Annotated in this window: 15 protein-coding genes; 4 read left to right on the forward strand and 11 right to left on the reverse strand. The window is 68.3% G+C overall.

Features of this window, described 5'->3' with window-relative positions; all coding sequences use genetic code 11:
* Positions 1–45 precede the first annotated feature (45 nt).
* Both AWC14_RS19145 and AWC14_RS19150 read left to right on the forward strand, forming a co-directional pair.
* Positions 46–1,362: a DUF1800 domain-containing protein gene (locus tag AWC14_RS19145; RefSeq protein ID WP_045373943.1), complete on the forward strand. Its 1,317-nt coding sequence runs from the start codon at positions 46–48 to the stop codon at positions 1,360–1,362.
* Positions 1,359–2,540 carry a DUF1501 domain-containing protein gene (locus AWC14_RS19150; RefSeq protein WP_045373946.1) on the forward strand — a complete coding sequence of 394 codons (1,182 nt, stop codon included), beginning with the start codon at positions 1,359–1,361 and terminating at the stop codon, positions 2,538–2,540. The genes AWC14_RS19145 and AWC14_RS19150 overlap by 4 nt, the downstream gene beginning before the upstream one ends.
* Before the next feature lies 1 nt (position 2,541).
* Here AWC14_RS19150 and AWC14_RS19155 read toward each other — a convergent pair whose 3' ends face one another.
* Genes AWC14_RS19155 through fgd form a run of 4 tightly spaced genes read right to left on the reverse strand, consistent with a single transcriptional unit; the run spans position 2,542 to position 8,654 of the window.
* Positions 2,542–4,380 (reverse strand): serine/threonine-protein kinase PknD, encoded by a 1,839-nt coding sequence (locus AWC14_RS19155; protein WP_057003143.1) that lies wholly within the window; start codon positions 4,378–4,380, stop codon positions 2,542–2,544.
* A 17-nt stretch (positions 4,381–4,397) separates the two neighbouring features.
* Positions 4,398–5,534, reverse strand: coding sequence for an acetate kinase (locus AWC14_RS19160; RefSeq protein WP_045373949.1), 1,137 nt, complete (start codon positions 5,532–5,534; stop codon positions 4,398–4,400).
* Entirely contained in the window at positions 5,531–7,672 is a 2,142-nt protein-coding gene (pta, locus tag AWC14_RS19165) for a phosphate acetyltransferase (RefSeq protein WP_428838984.1), read from the reverse strand. The genes AWC14_RS19160 and pta overlap by 4 nt, the downstream gene beginning before the upstream one ends.
* The gene (gene fgd, locus AWC14_RS19170) at positions 7,644–8,654 is read right to left on the reverse strand and encodes a glucose-6-phosphate dehydrogenase (coenzyme-F420) (RefSeq protein WP_045373952.1); all 1,011 of its coding nucleotides are present in this window, start codon (positions 8,652–8,654) and stop codon (positions 7,644–7,646) included. Before fgd ends, pta begins: the two co-directional genes overlap by 29 nt.
* A 36-nt stretch (positions 8,655–8,690) precedes the next feature.
* Between fgd and AWC14_RS19175 the strand changes: the two genes are divergently transcribed.
* Both AWC14_RS19175 and AWC14_RS19180 read left to right on the forward strand, forming a co-directional pair.
* Positions 8,691–9,437, forward strand: coding sequence for an MBL fold metallo-hydrolase (locus tag AWC14_RS19175; protein ID WP_045373957.1), 747 nt, complete (start codon positions 8,691–8,693; stop codon positions 9,435–9,437).
* 273 nt (positions 9,438–9,710) lie between these two features.
* The gene (locus AWC14_RS19180) at positions 9,711–10,076 is read left to right on the forward strand and encodes a heme-binding protein (RefSeq protein ID WP_045373960.1); all 366 of its coding nucleotides are present in this window, start codon (positions 9,711–9,713) and stop codon (positions 10,074–10,076) included.
* 71 nt (positions 10,077–10,147) lie between these two features.
* Here the strand turns inward: AWC14_RS19180 and AWC14_RS19185 are convergent, their stop codons facing one another.
* From AWC14_RS19185 to AWC14_RS19215, 7 genes are read right to left on the reverse strand one after another with little or no spacing between them, the layout of a single operon-like run.
* Positions 10,148–10,573, reverse strand: a complete 426-nt coding sequence (locus tag AWC14_RS19185; RefSeq protein WP_045373963.1) for a PIN domain nuclease — start codon at positions 10,571–10,573, stop codon at positions 10,148–10,150.
* On the reverse strand, positions 10,564–10,791 hold the full coding sequence (gene vapB, locus AWC14_RS19190; RefSeq protein ID WP_045373966.1) for a type II toxin-antitoxin system VapB family antitoxin: 228 nt from the start codon (positions 10,789–10,791) through the stop codon (positions 10,564–10,566). Before vapB ends, AWC14_RS19185 begins: the two co-directional genes overlap by 10 nt.
* Before the next feature lie 39 nt (positions 10,792–10,830).
* Complete coding sequence (locus AWC14_RS19195) at positions 10,831–12,141, reverse strand: NtaA/DmoA family FMN-dependent monooxygenase (RefSeq protein WP_045373969.1); 1,311 nt, start codon at positions 12,139–12,141, stop codon at positions 10,831–10,833.
* On the reverse strand, positions 12,138–13,262 hold the full coding sequence (locus AWC14_RS19200) for an LLM class flavin-dependent oxidoreductase (RefSeq protein ID WP_045373973.1): 1,125 nt from the start codon (positions 13,260–13,262) through the stop codon (positions 12,138–12,140). The genes AWC14_RS19195 and AWC14_RS19200 overlap by 4 nt, the downstream gene beginning before the upstream one ends.
* Positions 13,259–14,341 carry an LLM class flavin-dependent oxidoreductase gene (locus tag AWC14_RS19205; RefSeq protein ID WP_045373976.1) on the reverse strand — a complete coding sequence of 361 codons (1,083 nt, stop codon included), beginning with the start codon at positions 14,339–14,341 and terminating at the stop codon, positions 13,259–13,261. The genes AWC14_RS19200 and AWC14_RS19205 overlap by 4 nt, the downstream gene beginning before the upstream one ends.
* Complete coding sequence (locus AWC14_RS19210) at positions 14,338–14,817, reverse strand: GNAT family N-acetyltransferase (RefSeq protein WP_045373978.1); 480 nt, start codon at positions 14,815–14,817, stop codon at positions 14,338–14,340. Before AWC14_RS19210 ends, AWC14_RS19205 begins: the two co-directional genes overlap by 4 nt.
* A gap of 11 nt (positions 14,818–14,828) precedes the next feature.
* Positions 14,829–15,191 (reverse strand): DUF3054 domain-containing protein, encoded by a 363-nt coding sequence (locus AWC14_RS19215; protein ID WP_045373981.1) that lies wholly within the window; start codon positions 15,189–15,191, stop codon positions 14,829–14,831.
* Positions 15,192–15,235: the final 44 nt, after the last annotated feature.

Consider the following 15,235-nt stretch of genomic DNA (forward strand, 5'->3'; position numbering starts at 1 on the left):
GCGTGTCCTCAGCAAATCTCCAGTTTCGCGGTTCACAGTTGAGTCATGGCGGGGCAATCCGACCGGTGGATCACCACTGCCCGAATCCTGCGCCGCGCAGGATTCGGGGTCAGCGGCCCGACCGTCGACGCGGTCGTCGCACAAGACTGGCCGACCTACGTTGCGGCGGCGCTGAATTCGGACCCCGACGCCGACCCGGGTGCACACGCGACGCCGATGCCCACCTTCGCCGTGCCACGTGCGCCCGGCAAGGGCGCCACCAAAGAAGCGCGAAAGGCCCACAACCGGCAGCTGTCCGAGCAGATGTCCGAGCTGTCGGCGTGGTGGCTGCGCCGCATGGCATCGGTCGAGCAGCCGGTCCACGAGAAGCTGACCTTGCTGTGGCACAACCACTTCGCCACCTCCGCCCAGAAGGTCCGCGTTGCCGACTACATGGCAGCGCAGAACCAGAAGCTGCGCACCCTGGCGCTCGGCGACTTCCGGACCCTGGCCTACGCGATGCTCACCGACGCCGCGATGCTGCGCTGGCTCGACGGACAGACCAATACCGCCAAGGCCCCCAACGAGAACCTGGCCCGCGAATTCATGGAGTTGTTCGCGCTCGGTCACGGCAACGGCTACACCGAGGACGACGTGCGAGCCGGCGCCCGGGCACTGACCGGCTGGGTGATCAAGCCAACCGGTGAAACGGCGATGATGCCCAAGCGGCACGACAACACCGCCAAGACGGTGCTCGGTGCCACGGGAGACTTCGACGCCGCCGGATTCTGCGAGACCGTGCTGGCCCAGCCGAAGTCGGCCGAATACGTCGCGGGGCGGCTGTGGCGCCAGCTCGCCACCGACGACCCGCCGTCGGTAAGCGCCTTGAGCCGCCTGGTCGCCGCCTACGGCCCCGGCCGCGACCTGAAAGCGTTGACCGCCGCGATCCTCACCGACGACGAGTTCGTCGGCGCCCGAGCCGCAATCGTCAATACCCCGGTGGAATGGCTGGTCGGAATGATCCGGACACTGCGCGTGCCGCTCGACACCCCCAAACAGATCGAGACCGTCGGCGCGACGCTGAAAGCCCTGGGGCAGCGGCCTTTCTACCCGCCCGACGTCGGCGGCTGGCCACACGGCCAGGTGTGGCTGTCCACCGCCAGCGCCGACGTGCGGTTCCGCGCCGCAAGCAACCTGGCCCGCGCCGGCGACCTGTCCACTGTCGAGGACGCCGGCGCCGGGGACCGCATCGACGCCGCCGGTTATCTCATCGGCGTCGGGACGTGGTCGGATCGGACCGTCGCCGCTCTCAAACCGTTGGTGCGCAAGCCTGTAGCACTACTGGCCGCGGCCGTGAATACACCGGAGTACCTGACGTCATGAATCGCCGCAAGTTCCTGATCGCCAGCGCCGGCGTGGGCGCGGCCGGTCTACTGTCCGGGACGGTAGCGGTCAGCTGGTCCGACCTGTTGCGGGCGGCCCACGACCGGCCGCTGGCCGAGGGCAGCGGCGTGCTGGTGATCGTCACCCTGTACGGCGGCAACGATGGCATCAACACCGTAATCCCCTACGCCGACAATGCTTATCACGACGCCAGGCCCGAACTTTCCTATGCCCCAAGCGATGTGCTGCACCTCGACGACCAGCTGGGGCTCAACCCGGCGCTGAAGGGCATGGCCCAGCTGTGGAACCAGCGCAAGCTGGCCATCGTGCGCGGGGCTAGCTACCCGCGGCCCGACCACAGCCACTTCCGGTCGATGGATATCTGGCAGACCGCGTCGCCGGCCGAGCCCGTGTCGACCGGCTGGATCGGCCGCTGGCTCGACGCCACCGGCGACGACCCGCTGCGCGCGGTCAACATCGGATCGGTGCTGCCCCCGTTGGCGGTGGGCGAAAAGTGCACGGCCGCAGCGCTTTCCCCGACTGCCGTGCCGGAGTCGGCGGACAGGTTCGCCGCCACCATGGAAGCGCTGGGCGTCGACGACCCAGACGACACCCCGGCGATGTCCGCGGTGTGCGCCGCCTACCGCGCCAGCCGCACCACCGACACCACCCTCGCCGACGTCAAACCGGCTGGCGGCGAGCATAACTCGCTGGCCGCCCAGCTGAGCATGGTGGCCACCGCGGTGCGCGCCGGCGTGCCGACCCGCGTGTACGCGGTGCAGCTCGGCGGGTTCGACACCCACGCCGACGAACGCGACACCCAGCAGCGCCTGCTGCAGACCTTCGACGAGGCGCTCACGCCTTTCCTGCAGCAGATGGCCGGCGACCGGTACGGCAGGAACGTCGTCGTGCTGGCGTACTCGGAGTTCGGGCGGCGGGTGAGGGCCAACGCGTCGCAGGGCACCGACCACGGCACCGCGGGCCCTGTGTTCGTCGCCGGGGCGCCGGTCAAGGGCGGCTTCTACGGCGACGAGCCCAGCCTGACCGACCTGGACAACGGAGACCTCAAGCCCACCAACGACTTTCGCGACGTCTACTACGAGCTGCTGACACAAACACTGAAGTCCGACCCCACCCCGGCGGTCGGCAGTGGCAGACGCGCGCTGGGGTTCCTGTAGGTCAGCCGGCGACCAGCTTGACCACCTGGTCGTTGCCGTAGTCGGTGACGTAGACGTTGCCGGCGTCGTCCACCGCCACACCCCTGGTGTAGCCGAGACCGGTGACCGGCACCACCGTCTGCTGGTTGGAGCGCGCGTCCAACCGCACCACCCTGCTGCCGTCGGTGACGTAGACGCCGCCCTGCTCGTCGGCCGCCAACCCGGACGGGTCTTTCAGGCCGGTGAACGGGAGTACCTCCTGGCTGGTCGATCCCGGCGGCAGCTTCAGCACCCGGTTGTTGCCGGTATCGGCGACGTAGACGCGACCGGCTCTGTCCACCGCTACGCCCTTGGGTCGTTCGAGGCCGTTGAAGCCCAGCACGGTCTGGCCGGTCGATCCCGCGTCGAGCTTGAGCACGCGGTTGTTGAGGGTGTCGGCGACGTATACCCGGCCCCCCGCGTCCACCGCCAGGCCCTCTGGCCGGTTGAGCCCGTCGAAGGGCAGCACGGTCTGATTGGTGGTCCCCACATCGAGTTTCACCACGCGGTTGCCGTCGGTGTCGGCGACGTAGACGTTGCCATCCTTGTCGACCGCCAGCCCGTACGGTTCCTTCAGGTTGGTGAACGGCAGCACAGTCTGGGTGGTGGTCCCGGACTCCAGCTTGAGCACCCGGTCGTTGTCGATGTTGGCGACGTAGACGTTGCCGGCCGGGTCCACCGCCACGCCTTCCGGGCCGGTCAACCCGGTGAACGGCAGCACGGTCGGTCGGTACGTTTTCGGGGCGGCCGACGGTTGGGCGTGCAGTTCTCCGCCGGTCGAGGCCACCCGCCACACGACGACGCCGACGGCAGCGAGCACCAGCAGCGCTACCACGCCGATGGCCAGCGGCAGCAGCCTGGAGCGCCGCCACGGCGGCGCAGCGGACTCGTCCGAGTAGAAGTCCAGGTTGGGAATCGGGTCCGGCAGCCGGCCGCCGCCGCGGCGAGCGGCGATAACCTTCCCGAGGTCGCTGGCCCGGCGAACCATCGTGGGAGCCTCCTGGCCGGCCGCGAGCGCATCCCGGGCCGCGCGAGCGAGATCGCCTGCCGTCGCGAACCGCTGCTGCGGATTCTTCGCCATTCCGCGCGCGACGACGGCGTCGAACCGCGGCGAAATGGCGTGTGGCCGCGCCAGGCTGGGCTTCGGCGGCGGGGCGGTCAGGTGGGCCTTGATGACCTGGCCCACCGTCGTCGCGGTGGGATATGGCCTGTCGCCGGTCAGGATCGCGGCCAAAACTGCGGCCAGCGAATAGACGTCGGCCCGACTGGTCACCGGCCCCTCGTCGAAACGCTCCGGCGCCATATACGCATACGAGCTCGCCGTCGGCCCGGGCGCGCTCAGTGTCGGGTCGGCGATGCCGAGTCCGAGCAGGTACGCCTCGCCGTCGTCGGTGACAACGATGTTCTCCGGCTTGACATCCCGGTGTATCAGTCGACGGGCGTGTGCGGCGTCGAGAGCCGCCGCGATCTGCTCGATGATTGCCACCGCGCGTACCGGGTCGATCGGCCCGAACGTGGTCACCAGCGATTGGAGAGTCTCCCCCGGCACCCATTGCGTGGCGACATAGCACCGGCCGTCAATCTCCCCCCAATCAAGGACCGGAATGACGTGCGGTTCCTTCAGCTCCGCGGCGACGTCCAGTTCGCGGAAGAACCGTTCGCGATCCACAGTCGGCGGCAGCAGCGTGAGGCCGACCGGTCGGTCTTTGGCGGTGTCTATCGCCTCGTAGACCTGACCGACGCCGGTGGGGCGGAGCAGCGCGCGAATCTTGTAGCGACCGATTTGCGTCCCGACCGGTGCAATGCCGGGCTGCTCACCCATGTTCCAAACTGTAGCCTTCATCCGGCCTGGGTCACGCTCAAAGCGTCGCGGGCGATGGCCAGTTCTTCGTTGGTCGGGATCACCAGCACGGCAACCGGTAAGTGGTCAGTGGAGATCCGTCGCGCGCCGCGAGCCGGCTCGAGGTTGCGCTGCTCGTCGACCTCGATGCCCAGTGCCGCAGGGCCGCTCAGCGCGTCGCGACGCACCGAGGCGGCGTTTTCACCAATCCCTGCGGTGAAGCTCACCGCGTCGGTGCGGCCCAGCACCGCCAGGTAGGCGCCGACGTACTTGCGCAGCCGGTGGATGAACACGTCGTAGGCCAATTGCGCTGAGCTGTCGCCGGATTCGATCATTTCGCGCAGTCGGCGAAAGTCGCGTTCGCCAGCCAGCCCCAGCACTCCGGAGCGATGGTTGAGCGTCGACTCGATCTCGTCGACGCTCATGTTCGCCTCGCGACACAGGTAGCCGATGATCCCGGGATCGATGTCGCCGCTGCGGGTGCCCATCACCAGGCCTTCCAACGGCGTCAGCCCCATCGAGGTGTCGACGGGCCGGCCTCCCGCGATCGCCGACGCCGACGCGCCGTTACCCAGGTGCAGCACAATCTGATTCAGCTCGCGCACGGGCCGGCCCAGAAAGGCTGCCGCCTGCTCACTGACGTACTGGTGCGACGTGCCGTGGAAGCCGTACCGGCGGATCTGCCACCGTTCGGCCAGTTCCCGCTCGATTGCATAGGTCGCCGCGGCGGGCGGCAGGTCGTGGAAGAAGGCAGTGTCGAACACGGCGACGTGCGGAACGTCGGGCAGCAGCTTGCGGGCCACCTCGATGCCGCGCAGCGCGGGCGGGTTGTGCAGCGGAGCCAGCGGTGAGAGTTCCCTCAGTTTGCCGATCACCGCGTCGTCGAGAACGGTGGGCCGGTAGAAGTCCTGACCGCCGTGCACCACCCGGTGCCCCACCGCCGTGAGTCGGTCGAGGCCACCCAGCTGCGCGAAGGCATGTCGCAGCGCGGCATCGTGGTCGGGAAACTCCGACCCCTGCTCACCGATCTGCTCGACATTGCCGTCGGCCAACGACTCCCCCGAATCGGGTTGGAGCAGCTGGTATTTCAGCGATGACGAGCCGGAGTTGATCACCAGCACGAGGGTCTCGGTCATGACCCCTGCGCCTGGATCGCAGTAATGGCAACGGTGTTGACGATGTCTTCGACCAGCGCACCGCGGGAGAGGTCGTTCACCGGCTTGTTCAGGCCCTGCAGCACCGGGCCGATCGCGATGGCGCCGGCGCTGCGCTGCACGGCCTTGTAGGCGTTGTTGCCGGCGTTGAGGTCGGGGAAGATCAGCACGGTCGCGCGCCCGGCGACCGCCGAGTCGCGCATCTTGGTGGCCGCGACCGACGGGTCGACTGCGGCGTCGTACTGGATCGGCCCTTCGACCAGCAGCTGCGGCGCCCGGCCGCGCACCAATTCCGTTGCCGCCCTGACCTTGTCGACACCAGCGCCCGCGCCTGAGTCTCCGGTGGAATAGGACAGCAGGGCCACCCGCGGCTCGATGCCGAATCGCGCGGCGGTGCGCGCCGAGCTGATCGCGATGTCGGCCAGCTGCTCGACCGTCGGGTCCGGGACGATCGCGCAGTCGCCGTAGGCCAGCACCCGATCCGGCAGGCACATCAAGAAGATCGACGACACGGTGGACACGTCGGGCGCGGTGCGGATGATCTCGAACGCCGGCCGCACGGTGTGCGCGGTGGTGTGCGCCGCGCCGGACACCATCCCGTCGACCATGTCGTTGTAGACCAGCATGGTGCCGAAGTACGACACGTCGCACATGACCTCACCCGCCAGCTCGAGCGTGACGTCCTTGGCGGCGCGCAGCTCGGCGTACTGGTGGGCGAATTTCTCCCGCAACTCGCTGGTGCGTGGGTCGAGCACCGCGGCCGCCGACAGGTTGACCCCGAGTTCGGCTGCCCGGGAACGGATCTCGTTCTCGTCGCCGAGGATCGTCAGGTCGGCTACCCGGCGTTGCAGTAGCCGGCCGGCCGAGCGCAGGATGCGGTCGTCGTCGCCCTCGGGCAGCACGATGTGCTTGCGATCGGAGCGGGCGCGGTCCAGCAGCTGGTAGGTGAACATCTGCGGCGTGGTGACGGTGGGAATCGGAATCGCCAGCCGCGCCACCAATTCGGCGACGTCGACGTTGCGTTCCATCAGGGCCAGCGCGGTGTCGATCTTGCGCTGCGCGCCGACCGTGATTCGGCCCCGCGCCGAGGCGACGGCGCTGGCAGTGTCGTAGGTGCCCAGCGCCGTCGCGACGATCGGCAACCGCAGCCGCAGCCCGGATACCAGCGCCGCGATCGACGGGTGCAGTTCGAAGCCGCCGTTGAGGATCATGCACGACAGTGATGGAAACCCTTCTGCCGCATGGGCACTCGCCACCGCCAGGACGACGTCGGAGCGGTCGCCCGGGGTGATCACGGCGACCCCGTCGGCGAGCCGTTCCAGCACGTGGTCGGCGGTCATCCCGGCGACCACCACACCCATCGCCTCGCGTCCCATCAGCTCGGTGTCACCGGACAGCAGTGTTCCGTGCACGGCGGTTTGCAGGTCGGCTACCGTCGGCGCGACCAGCAGCGGCTCGTCGGGCAGCACATAGGTGTTGGGCTCGAACCCGCTCAACGCCTCGGCGACCGCCGTCATTTGCGGTGGGTCGCAGCGGTTGGCCACCACCGCCGCGGTGTGGGCATGCTGGGCGGCCAGTTCGGCCAGACAGATCTCGACCACCTGGGCGACCTCGTCGGGCGTGCGGCCGCGGGCGCGCACGGTCAGGACCACCGGCGCGCCGAGGTTGACCGCGATGCGGGCGTTGATCGATAGCTCGGCGGGCGCGGCGACGTCGTTGTAGTCACTGCCGACGATGACCACCGCATCGCACTGGTCGGCGACGACGTGGAACCGGTCAACGATCTCGGTGAGCGCGGCGTCGGTGTCCTCGTGCAACTGCTGGTAGGTCACCCCGACGCACTGCTCGTACGACAGCTCGGCGGTGGCGTGCGCCAACAAGAGTTCCAGAATGTAGTCCCGCTCTGTGCCGACCTGCGACGACCCGCTGCGCCCGGCTTCGCCGCGCTTGCGATCGTCGCCGCCAGCCCGCACGATCGGCCGGAACACCCCGACCCGCGCCACGGTCGCGGCCAGCAGGTGCAGCACGCCCAGCGCGATCGTCGACTTGCCGGTGTCGCCCTCGGGCGAGGTGATGTAGATGCTCGGCACGTCAGGCCAGTCGCCGCAGCCGCGGCGCAAGATCCTTCTCGAATAGCTCCAGGAACCGACGCTGGTCGTGGCCGGGCGCGTGGAACACCAGGTGGTTGAGGCCCCATTCGACGTATTGGCCGACCTTTTCGACGGCCTCGTCGGGGTCCGAGGCGACGATCCAGCGCTTGGCGACCTGCTCGATGGGCAGCGCGTCGGCGGCCTTCTCCATCTCGATCGGGTCGTCGATGCTGTGCTTCTGCTCGGCGGTCAGCGACAGCGGCGCCCAGAACCGGGTGTTCTCCAGCGCCAGCTTCGGGTCCGGGGCGTAGGAGATCTTGATCTCGATCATCTTGTCGATGTCGTCGACGTTGCGGTTGGCGGCATTGGCGCCCTCCTGCACGGCCGGCATCAGCTTCTCGCGATAGAGCTCCTCACCCTTGCCGGAGGTGCAGATGAAGCCGTCGCCGGCGCGTCCGGCATATTTGGCCACCGCCGGGCCGCCCGCCGCGATGTAGATCGGCACGCCGCCCTCGGGCACGTCGTAGATCGAGGCACCCTTGAGCCGGTAGTAGTCGCCGTCGAAATCAACCCGGTCGCCGCGCCACAGCTCGCGCATCAGCCGCACCGACTCGCGCAGCCGGGCGAAGCGCTCCTTGAACTCCGGCCACTCGCCCTCGTAGCCGGTGGCAATCTCGTTGAGCGCTTCGCCGGTGCCCACGCCCAGGAAGATGCGGCCCGGATACAGGCAGCTCATCGTGGCGAACGCCTGCGCGACGACGGCCGGGTTGTACCGGAAGGTCGGGGTGAGCACCGAGGTGCCCAGCGTGATGCGCTTGGTGCGCTCGCCGACCGCGGTCATCCAGGCCAGCGAGAACGGGGCGTGTCCGCCCTTGTGCCGCCAGGGCTGGAAGTGGTCGCTGACGGTGGCGCTGTCCATGCCGTGCGCTTCGGCGGCGACCGCCAGCTCGACGAGTTCCCGCGGCGCGAATTGTTCGGCAGACGCCTTGTATCCCAGTTTGAGTTCAGCCACGCTGTCGTTTCTACTCCAGTAGCTAAGCTCGCGGGCATGGCACCGGTGCTGACGCCCATCACCGAAACCGTGCATCTCGCGCAGGGCGAGGCGGTCAACTGGCTGCTGGTCACCGACCAGAACGGGGTCATGCTGATCGACGCCGGGTATCCCGGCGACCGCGACGACGTGCTCACCTCGCTGCGCGAACTCGGATACCAGCCGGGCGACGTACGGGCGATCCTGCTCACCCACGCCCACATCGACCACCTCGGCTCGGCGATCTGGTTCGCCAAGACCCACAGCACCCCGGTGTACTGCCATCCCGACGAGGTGGGCCACACCAAGCGCGAGTATCTGGAGCAGGCGTCGCCGCTCGACGTCGCGCTGCGGATCTGGCGCCCGCGCTGGGCGATGTGGGCCGCGCATGTGGTGCGCAACGGCGGGCTGATCCGCGAGGGCATCCCGTCGGCGCAGCCGCTGACCGCGGAAGTGGCCGCCGAGTTGCCCGGCCACCCGATGGCGATTCCGACCCCCGGGCACACCGGCGGGCACTGCTCGTATCTGGTCGACGGTGTGCTGGCCAGCGGCGACGCGCTTGTCACCGGCCACCCGCTGCTGGCGCACAGCGGCCCGCAGCTGCTGCCCGCGGTGTTCAGCCACAGCCAGGACGACTGCGTGCGCAGCCTGGCGGCACTGGCGCTGCTGGACACCGAGATCCTGGCCCCCGGCCACGGCGACCTGTGGCGCGGACCCATCCGCGACGCCACCGAGAAGGCCACCGCGTTGGCCCAACGCCACTGAACGCGATCACAATTCGATTACAGTGAACATCACAGTCCCTTAAGAATTCTCACGATTGCGGCGCGGCTCTGGTCGATCGCTTACCGACGACCGCCACACATGCAACATTGTTCACGTCAGCCGCAATTCACATACTGCGGCACCGGTTTTCGCGTACTTTACGTCCCGTTGACTCGGCGTACGTTCGGCGTCGGGCCGGCCCGAGGTGGCGGCCCCGCCCGCTTGAGCAGGAGGCGGGCCTTTCTGCCACTGTGCAACCTCAAGGAACAAACAATGATGAAAATTCATGCTGCCTGCTTGCTGGGCGGTCTGGCCGCAACGATGATCGCGGCGCCGACGGCGTCGGCGGCACCCGACTGCAGCCCTGCCGGGGTGCAGAACACCGTCAACTGGGCGACGGGGTCTGCCCGCCAGTACCTCGACGCTCACCCGGATGCCAATGCGGCAGTGACGGATGCGATCACCCGGCCGCGTCCGGTGGCTTCGGCCACTTTGCGCACCTACTTCACCGCGCATCCGCAGGAGTACTACGACCTGCGGGGCATCCTGGCGCCGATCGGCGACACCGAGCGGCAGTGCAACACGACCGCGCTGTCACCCGAGTTGGAGTCGGCCTATCGCGAATTCATGGCCGGCTGATTGCCTAGATGAGGCGGAGTCTCGACGGCTGGGGCATGCCGACGTTTTGTAACCGGCATGCCCCGGCACACCTAACTATGGCCTGCCGTCAGGCGGAGGCGCTCGACCGGTTGCCCCGTTACCTGCGCTATGAGCTCAAAGTCCTTGTCCAAGGCCAAGACTATGTGGCCCGATATTTCGGCAATGGCCGCAACGAGGAGGTCTGGGATCGATGGTGCGCGGTGCTGGCCGCGATCGGCCAGCAGTAGCTGCACCTCAACCGCGCGATCTTCCACCGCCGGGGTGAGGTATTCCACCGGCATCAGGGCAAGCGGCGGGGAGACAGACTCGGTGCGCGCCTCAGCGGCGCTCCGGAACGAGTAGCCAACTTCAAGTCGGGTGACGGTGCTGATTCGCACCATGCCGCGCTCGATGCGGTCTATCCATATCTGTGCATCGGGGGATTCCGCTAAGCGCGTGTACGCCGATTTGTCGATGAGCCACGTGGTTACCGCCACGCACCCTCCATCACCCGCGGATTATCGAGATCCTTGGCGGCTTCAGCGGCGCGGCGCAGGTCTTCGACCGTGAGTTGGCCTCCCTCGGCGGAGGGCGATCGTTCGGCTTCGAATCTGCGGCGCAGATATTCGTTGCGGGAAAGTCCATGAGCTGCGGCCTCGGCGTCGATACGGGCGATTGCGGACTCAGACAAACCTCTGATCAGGACATCGGGCATTACTCGCCACCTCCTGATATCAATGCTATCAGCAGATCGCTAAGCCGCTTTACCCGCGAGATGCTCCCGCAGCGTCCGGCCGGTGTATTCGGTGCGGTAGACCCGGCGTTCCTGCAGTAGCGGGACCACCTGGTCGACGAAGTCGTCCAGCCCGTGCGGGGTCAGGTGCGAAACCAGGATGAAACCGTCGCAGGCGTCGGCCTGCACGTAGCGGTTCATCTCGTCGGCGATCTGCGACGCGGTTCCGACGAACTGCTGCCTGCTGGTGACGGCGATGACCAGGTCGCGAATCGAGAGGTTCTCGGCCTGGGCCCGGTCGCGGTAGCGACGCGCCACCGCGACCGGGTCGCCGTGCCGCACCCTGCCCTGGGTGATGCTGGTGTCACCGGTCGGGTCGACGTCGGGCAGCGGGCCGTCGGGGTCGTAAGCCGACAGGTCGCGGCCCCACACCTGTTCGAGCATCGCGATCGCGGTCGGGCCGCTGACCTGTTGGCGACGGATGTGGCGCGCCTTTTCGGCGGCGTCGGCGGCACTGTCGCCCAGCACGAATGTGGCGGCGGGAAACACCTTCAGCTCGTTCGGGTTTCGGCCCGCAGCCGCCGCGCGGCCTTTGACGTCGGCGGTGTAGCGCTGGCCGTCTTCCAGCGACCCGTGCAAGGTGAACATCGCGTCGGCGTGCCTGGCTCCGAACGACCGGCCGTCCTCGGAGTCGCCGGCCTGCAGCAGCACCGGCTGGCCTTGCGGCCCGGCAGGCAGGGTCGCCATTCCGCGCACGCTGAAGAACTCGCCGCGGTATTCGACGGTGTGGATTCGGCTCGGTTCTACATAGATCTCATCAGCCACCACGGCGTCGGCCTGCCAGCTGTTCCAAAACGCTTGTGCGACATTGAGGAACTCCTCCGCGCGGGCGTACCGGTCGGCGTGGTCGAGGAAGCCACCGCGCCGAAAGTTGGCGCCGGTGAACGCATCCGACGAAGTGACGATGTTCCAGCCCGCCCGGCCGTCGGACAGATGGTCGAGCGTGGCGAATTGTCGTGCCACTTCGAAGGGTTCGTTGAACGTGGTGTTGATCGTGCCGGTCAGCCCGATCCGGTCGGTCACGCCGGCCAGCGCGGCCACCACCGTGAAGGTGTCCGGCCGGCCCACCACGTCCAGGTCGTAGATCTGGCCGCGGTGCTCGCGCAACCGCAGACCCTCGGCCAGAAAGAAGAAGTCGAACAGCCCTCGCTCGGCGGTGCGAGCCAGATGCACGAACGACTCGAACTCGATCTGGCTGCCCGCGGCCGGATCGCTCCACACCGTGGTGTTGTTGACGCCCGGGAAATGTGCCGCTAGATGAACCTGTTTCATCCGCACAGCCCCCAACGTTCGGCGATCAGTTCGTGCGAGCGCAGCCGGTCCTCGTGGCGGTAGGTGACCGAGGTGACGACCAGCTCGTCGGCGCCGCTGACCCGTTGCAGCGCCGTCAGCCGCTCGGCCACTTCGTCCGGGTTTCCGACGAATTGCGTTGCCAGCCGGTCGTTTACCACGGCCAGCTGGTCGTCGGTCAGCGGTGGGCACTGGTCGGGATCGGGGTATGGCACGGCGCCGTCGCCGGCCCGGATGGAATACACCCAATGCCCGTAGCTGGACGCAAGGTGCCGCGCGGTGGCGCTGTCGTCGGCGACCACGAAGTCGGCCGAGATCACCACGTAGGGCCGCGACAGCGTCTTGGACGGCACGAACGCGGCGCGGTAGGCGTCGACGGCGTCCAGCGCGGTGGCCGGGGTGAGGTGATAGCTGGCCACGAACGGCAGCCCCAGCGCGCCGGCCGTCTGCGCGCTCTTGCCCTTGCTGCTGCCAAAGATCCACGGCGTCAAGCCGCTTCGCTCACCGGGTACGGCGTGCACGTCGGACCCGTCGACCTGGTAGGTGCCGTTCAGCATCGCGATGATGTCGCCCAGCTGTTCGGCGAAGTCCGGTGCGACGGCCTCGGGCTGCTGCAGGACCGCCATCGTGGCCTGCACCCGTTCCTTGTTGAGCACGCTGCGCAGGTCGAACGGCGGCGGCACGACGACACCGTCGATGTCGCGCCACTCACGGGGCGTTTCGGTCCTGGGCCGCGGCGTGCGGGGCTTGTCGGGTTTGATGCGGCGCTGCCCGGAACGGCCCACGCCGAGGTCGATGCGGCCCGGATGGAAGGCCTCGAGCATGCCGAAGCTTTCCACCACCGCCGCGGCGGTGGTGTGGCTGAGCTGCACAGCCGCGGTGCCGACCCGAATAGTGTTGGTGGCGGCGGCGATTTGGCCCACCAACACCGCCGGCGACGAGCTGGCCACCCCGACGAAGTGGTGCTCGGCGACCCAATACCGCCGAAAGCCCCAGCGTTCGGCGCGCTGAGCCAGGTCGATCGTGTTGCGCAGCGCGGTTGCGGCGTCGCTGCCGGCGCTGATCGGCGCCAGGTCGAGAACGGACAGCGGAACCGCAATCATTGTCGCACCGCCGCATAGCGATTGGGCGCCACCGGCAAGCCGAGCCGTTCGCGCAGCGTCTCGTCGTCGCGGTAGGCGTCACGGAATCGGTTTGCCCGCTGCAGCAGCGGCACCACCTCGTCGACGATCACCGGCAGGTCGGTGGCGTTGACCGCCGGGCGCAGCCGGGCCCCGTCGATGCCCAACTCCTGCCAAGCCAGCAGCAGATCCACCAATTCGGTTGCACCGCCGCCGAATACCAGCGCATCCGACCGGAAATCGGTGTCGCCGCCGAACGAGACGACGACGTCGGCGTAGATTTTCAGATGCGGGTCTAACTCTTCGAGTATCCGGCGCAGCCCGTCCTCGTCGGTGGGAGTGATGAACACGAGATCAGCGCTGGCAGCAGCGAATTCGTAAATGCGGGAGGCATGCGCCAAAGCGGCGACCACGGGCTGGCCTTGTGGCGGCCGCGGGGTGATCGACGGGCCCTTGACCGAGAAGTACTTTCCGGTGAAGTCGATGTAGTGCAGCTTGTCCCGGTCGATGTAGCGCCCGGTGGCGCCGTCGCGGATCACCGCGTCGTCCTCCCAGCTGTCCCAGAGCCGGCGCACCACCTCGACGAAATCCGTGGCCTCGTCGAACAGATCGCCGGATAGATCACGGCGGCCGAACAGCGCCGCCTCGTGCGCGGTGGAGCTGACCCGGGCCTGCCACCCGGCCCGCCCGTGCGACACGAAGTCGAGGGTGGCGATGGCCTTGGAGACATGGAACGGCTCGGTGTGGGTGACGGTGGCCACCGGGATCAGCCCGATGTGCCGGGTGGCCGGCGCGATGCGGGCGGCCACCAAAACTGCGTCGGCGCGACCGGCCAGCCGCCGCGGATCGATCGCCTCGCGGCGGCCCGGTTGCGGCATCAGCGTGTCGTCGATGGTCAGGAAATCCAGCAGTCCGCGTTCGGCGGCGGTGGCCAGCCCCGCCCAATACCGGCCGGACAGCACCGATTCCGTCGCCGGCTCGGCGGCCAGCGTGGCCCGCCACGACTGCGGGTGCCAACCATAGCCGTCGAGCGCGACGCCGAGGTGCAGCGGTTCGGTCATGACAGCCACTTTTCGAACGCGATCGGATGAAACTCGCCCCACGAGGGCAGCGGCTCGTCCAGCTGCGTGTAGCCGATCGTGCGGTACAGTTCCTCGGCCTCGGGCTGGCGATTGCCGGTGATCAAGTAGACCCGGCGGTATCCGCGGGCCGCGGCCTTGGCCTCCAGCACCGCGAGTAGTGCCTTCGCATAGCCGCGGCGACGGTGCGCGCGGTCGGTCCAGATCCGCTTGAACTCGGCGGTGTGGGCGTCGTAGCGGCGAAACGCGCCGCCGGTGACCGGAACCCCGTCGACGACGCCGATCACCAGGCCGCCGTCCGGCGCAGCCAACTCGGTGGACGGGACTCGCAGCCAAGTCATATGGAAATCCGGCGTGCCGCCGTAACGCTGCGCGTATTCAGCGGCCAACTCGGACAGCAGAGGCTGCGCCAGCGGGTCGTTCTGGTCCGCCGACACGAACTGGAGCGTCTGGAGCATCACCTAACTGTCTAACGTCGCGCGGCCAGACGCATTCCGGCCTGGGCCGCGGCGCGCCAGCCCAGCAACAGCAGGGCAGTGACCGTCGACGCCACCACCACGAAACTGGCGGCGACCCCGGCCGAGGTGGACTTGCGCAGCAGCATTCCGACGGCCACCGTGCACACCCAGACGAGCACACCGGTCGGCGCGAGCGCCGTCGGGCGTCGCCACCCCCGCGACAGGAGCCAGCCCAGAATCGTGCCGATCAAAAACGGCCACGCCGTCGTCGCGACACCGGTAAGGCTGAGCCCTTCGTCATGGCTTCGCCGCCCGACCCCGCAGAACACCAGCACGCACACCACGTCGACGGCCAGCCACCTCAACCCGCGCATGTCGCGACAGTACCGGCCTTGACCGGGACCCTAATTGAATATAG

It is taken from the genome of Mycobacterium kyorinense (genome assembly GCF_002101735.1).
GTDB lineage: Bacteria > Actinomycetota > Actinomycetes > Mycobacteriales > Mycobacteriaceae > Mycobacterium > Mycobacterium kyorinense.

Bases quoted from the DNA above. Each gene is read 5' to 3' on its own strand.
- AWC14_RS19200 (WP_045373973.1), bottom strand. From the start codon at position 13,262: ATGATTGCGGTTCCGCTGTCCGTTCTCGACCTGGCGCCGATCAGCGCC.
- AWC14_RS19150 (WP_045373946.1), top strand. From the start codon at position 1,359: ATGAATCGCCGCAAGTTCCTGATCGCCAGCGCCGGCGTGGGCGCGGCC.
- AWC14_RS19215 (WP_045373981.1), bottom strand. From the start codon at position 15,191: ATGCGCGGGTTGAGGTGGCTGGCCGTCGACGTGGTGTGCGTGCTGGTG.
- vapB (WP_045373966.1), bottom strand. From the start codon at position 10,791: ATGCCCGATGTCCTGATCAGAGGTTTGTCTGAGTCCGCAATCGCCCGT.
- AWC14_RS19205 (WP_045373976.1), bottom strand. From the start codon at position 14,341: ATGACCGAACCGCTGCACCTCGGCGTCGCGCTCGACGGCTATGGTTGG.
- AWC14_RS19155 (WP_057003143.1), bottom strand. From the start codon at position 4,380: ATGGGTGAGCAGCCCGGCATTGCACCGGTCGGGACGCAAATCGGTCGC.
- AWC14_RS19210 (WP_045373978.1), bottom strand. From the start codon at position 14,817: ATGCTCCAGACGCTCCAGTTCGTGTCGGCGGACCAGAACGACCCGCTG.
- AWC14_RS19145 (WP_045373943.1), top strand. From the start codon at position 46: ATGGCGGGGCAATCCGACCGGTGGATCACCACTGCCCGAATCCTGCGC.
- AWC14_RS19175 (WP_045373957.1), top strand. From the start codon at position 8,691: ATGGCACCGGTGCTGACGCCCATCACCGAAACCGTGCATCTCGCGCAG.
- AWC14_RS19180 (WP_045373960.1), top strand. From the start codon at position 9,711: ATGATGAAAATTCATGCTGCCTGCTTGCTGGGCGGTCTGGCCGCAACG.
- AWC14_RS19160 (WP_045373949.1), bottom strand. From the start codon at position 5,534: ATGACCGAGACCCTCGTGCTGGTGATCAACTCCGGCTCGTCATCGCTG.
- AWC14_RS19195 (WP_045373969.1), bottom strand. From the start codon at position 12,141: ATGAAACAGGTTCATCTAGCGGCACATTTCCCGGGCGTCAACAACACC.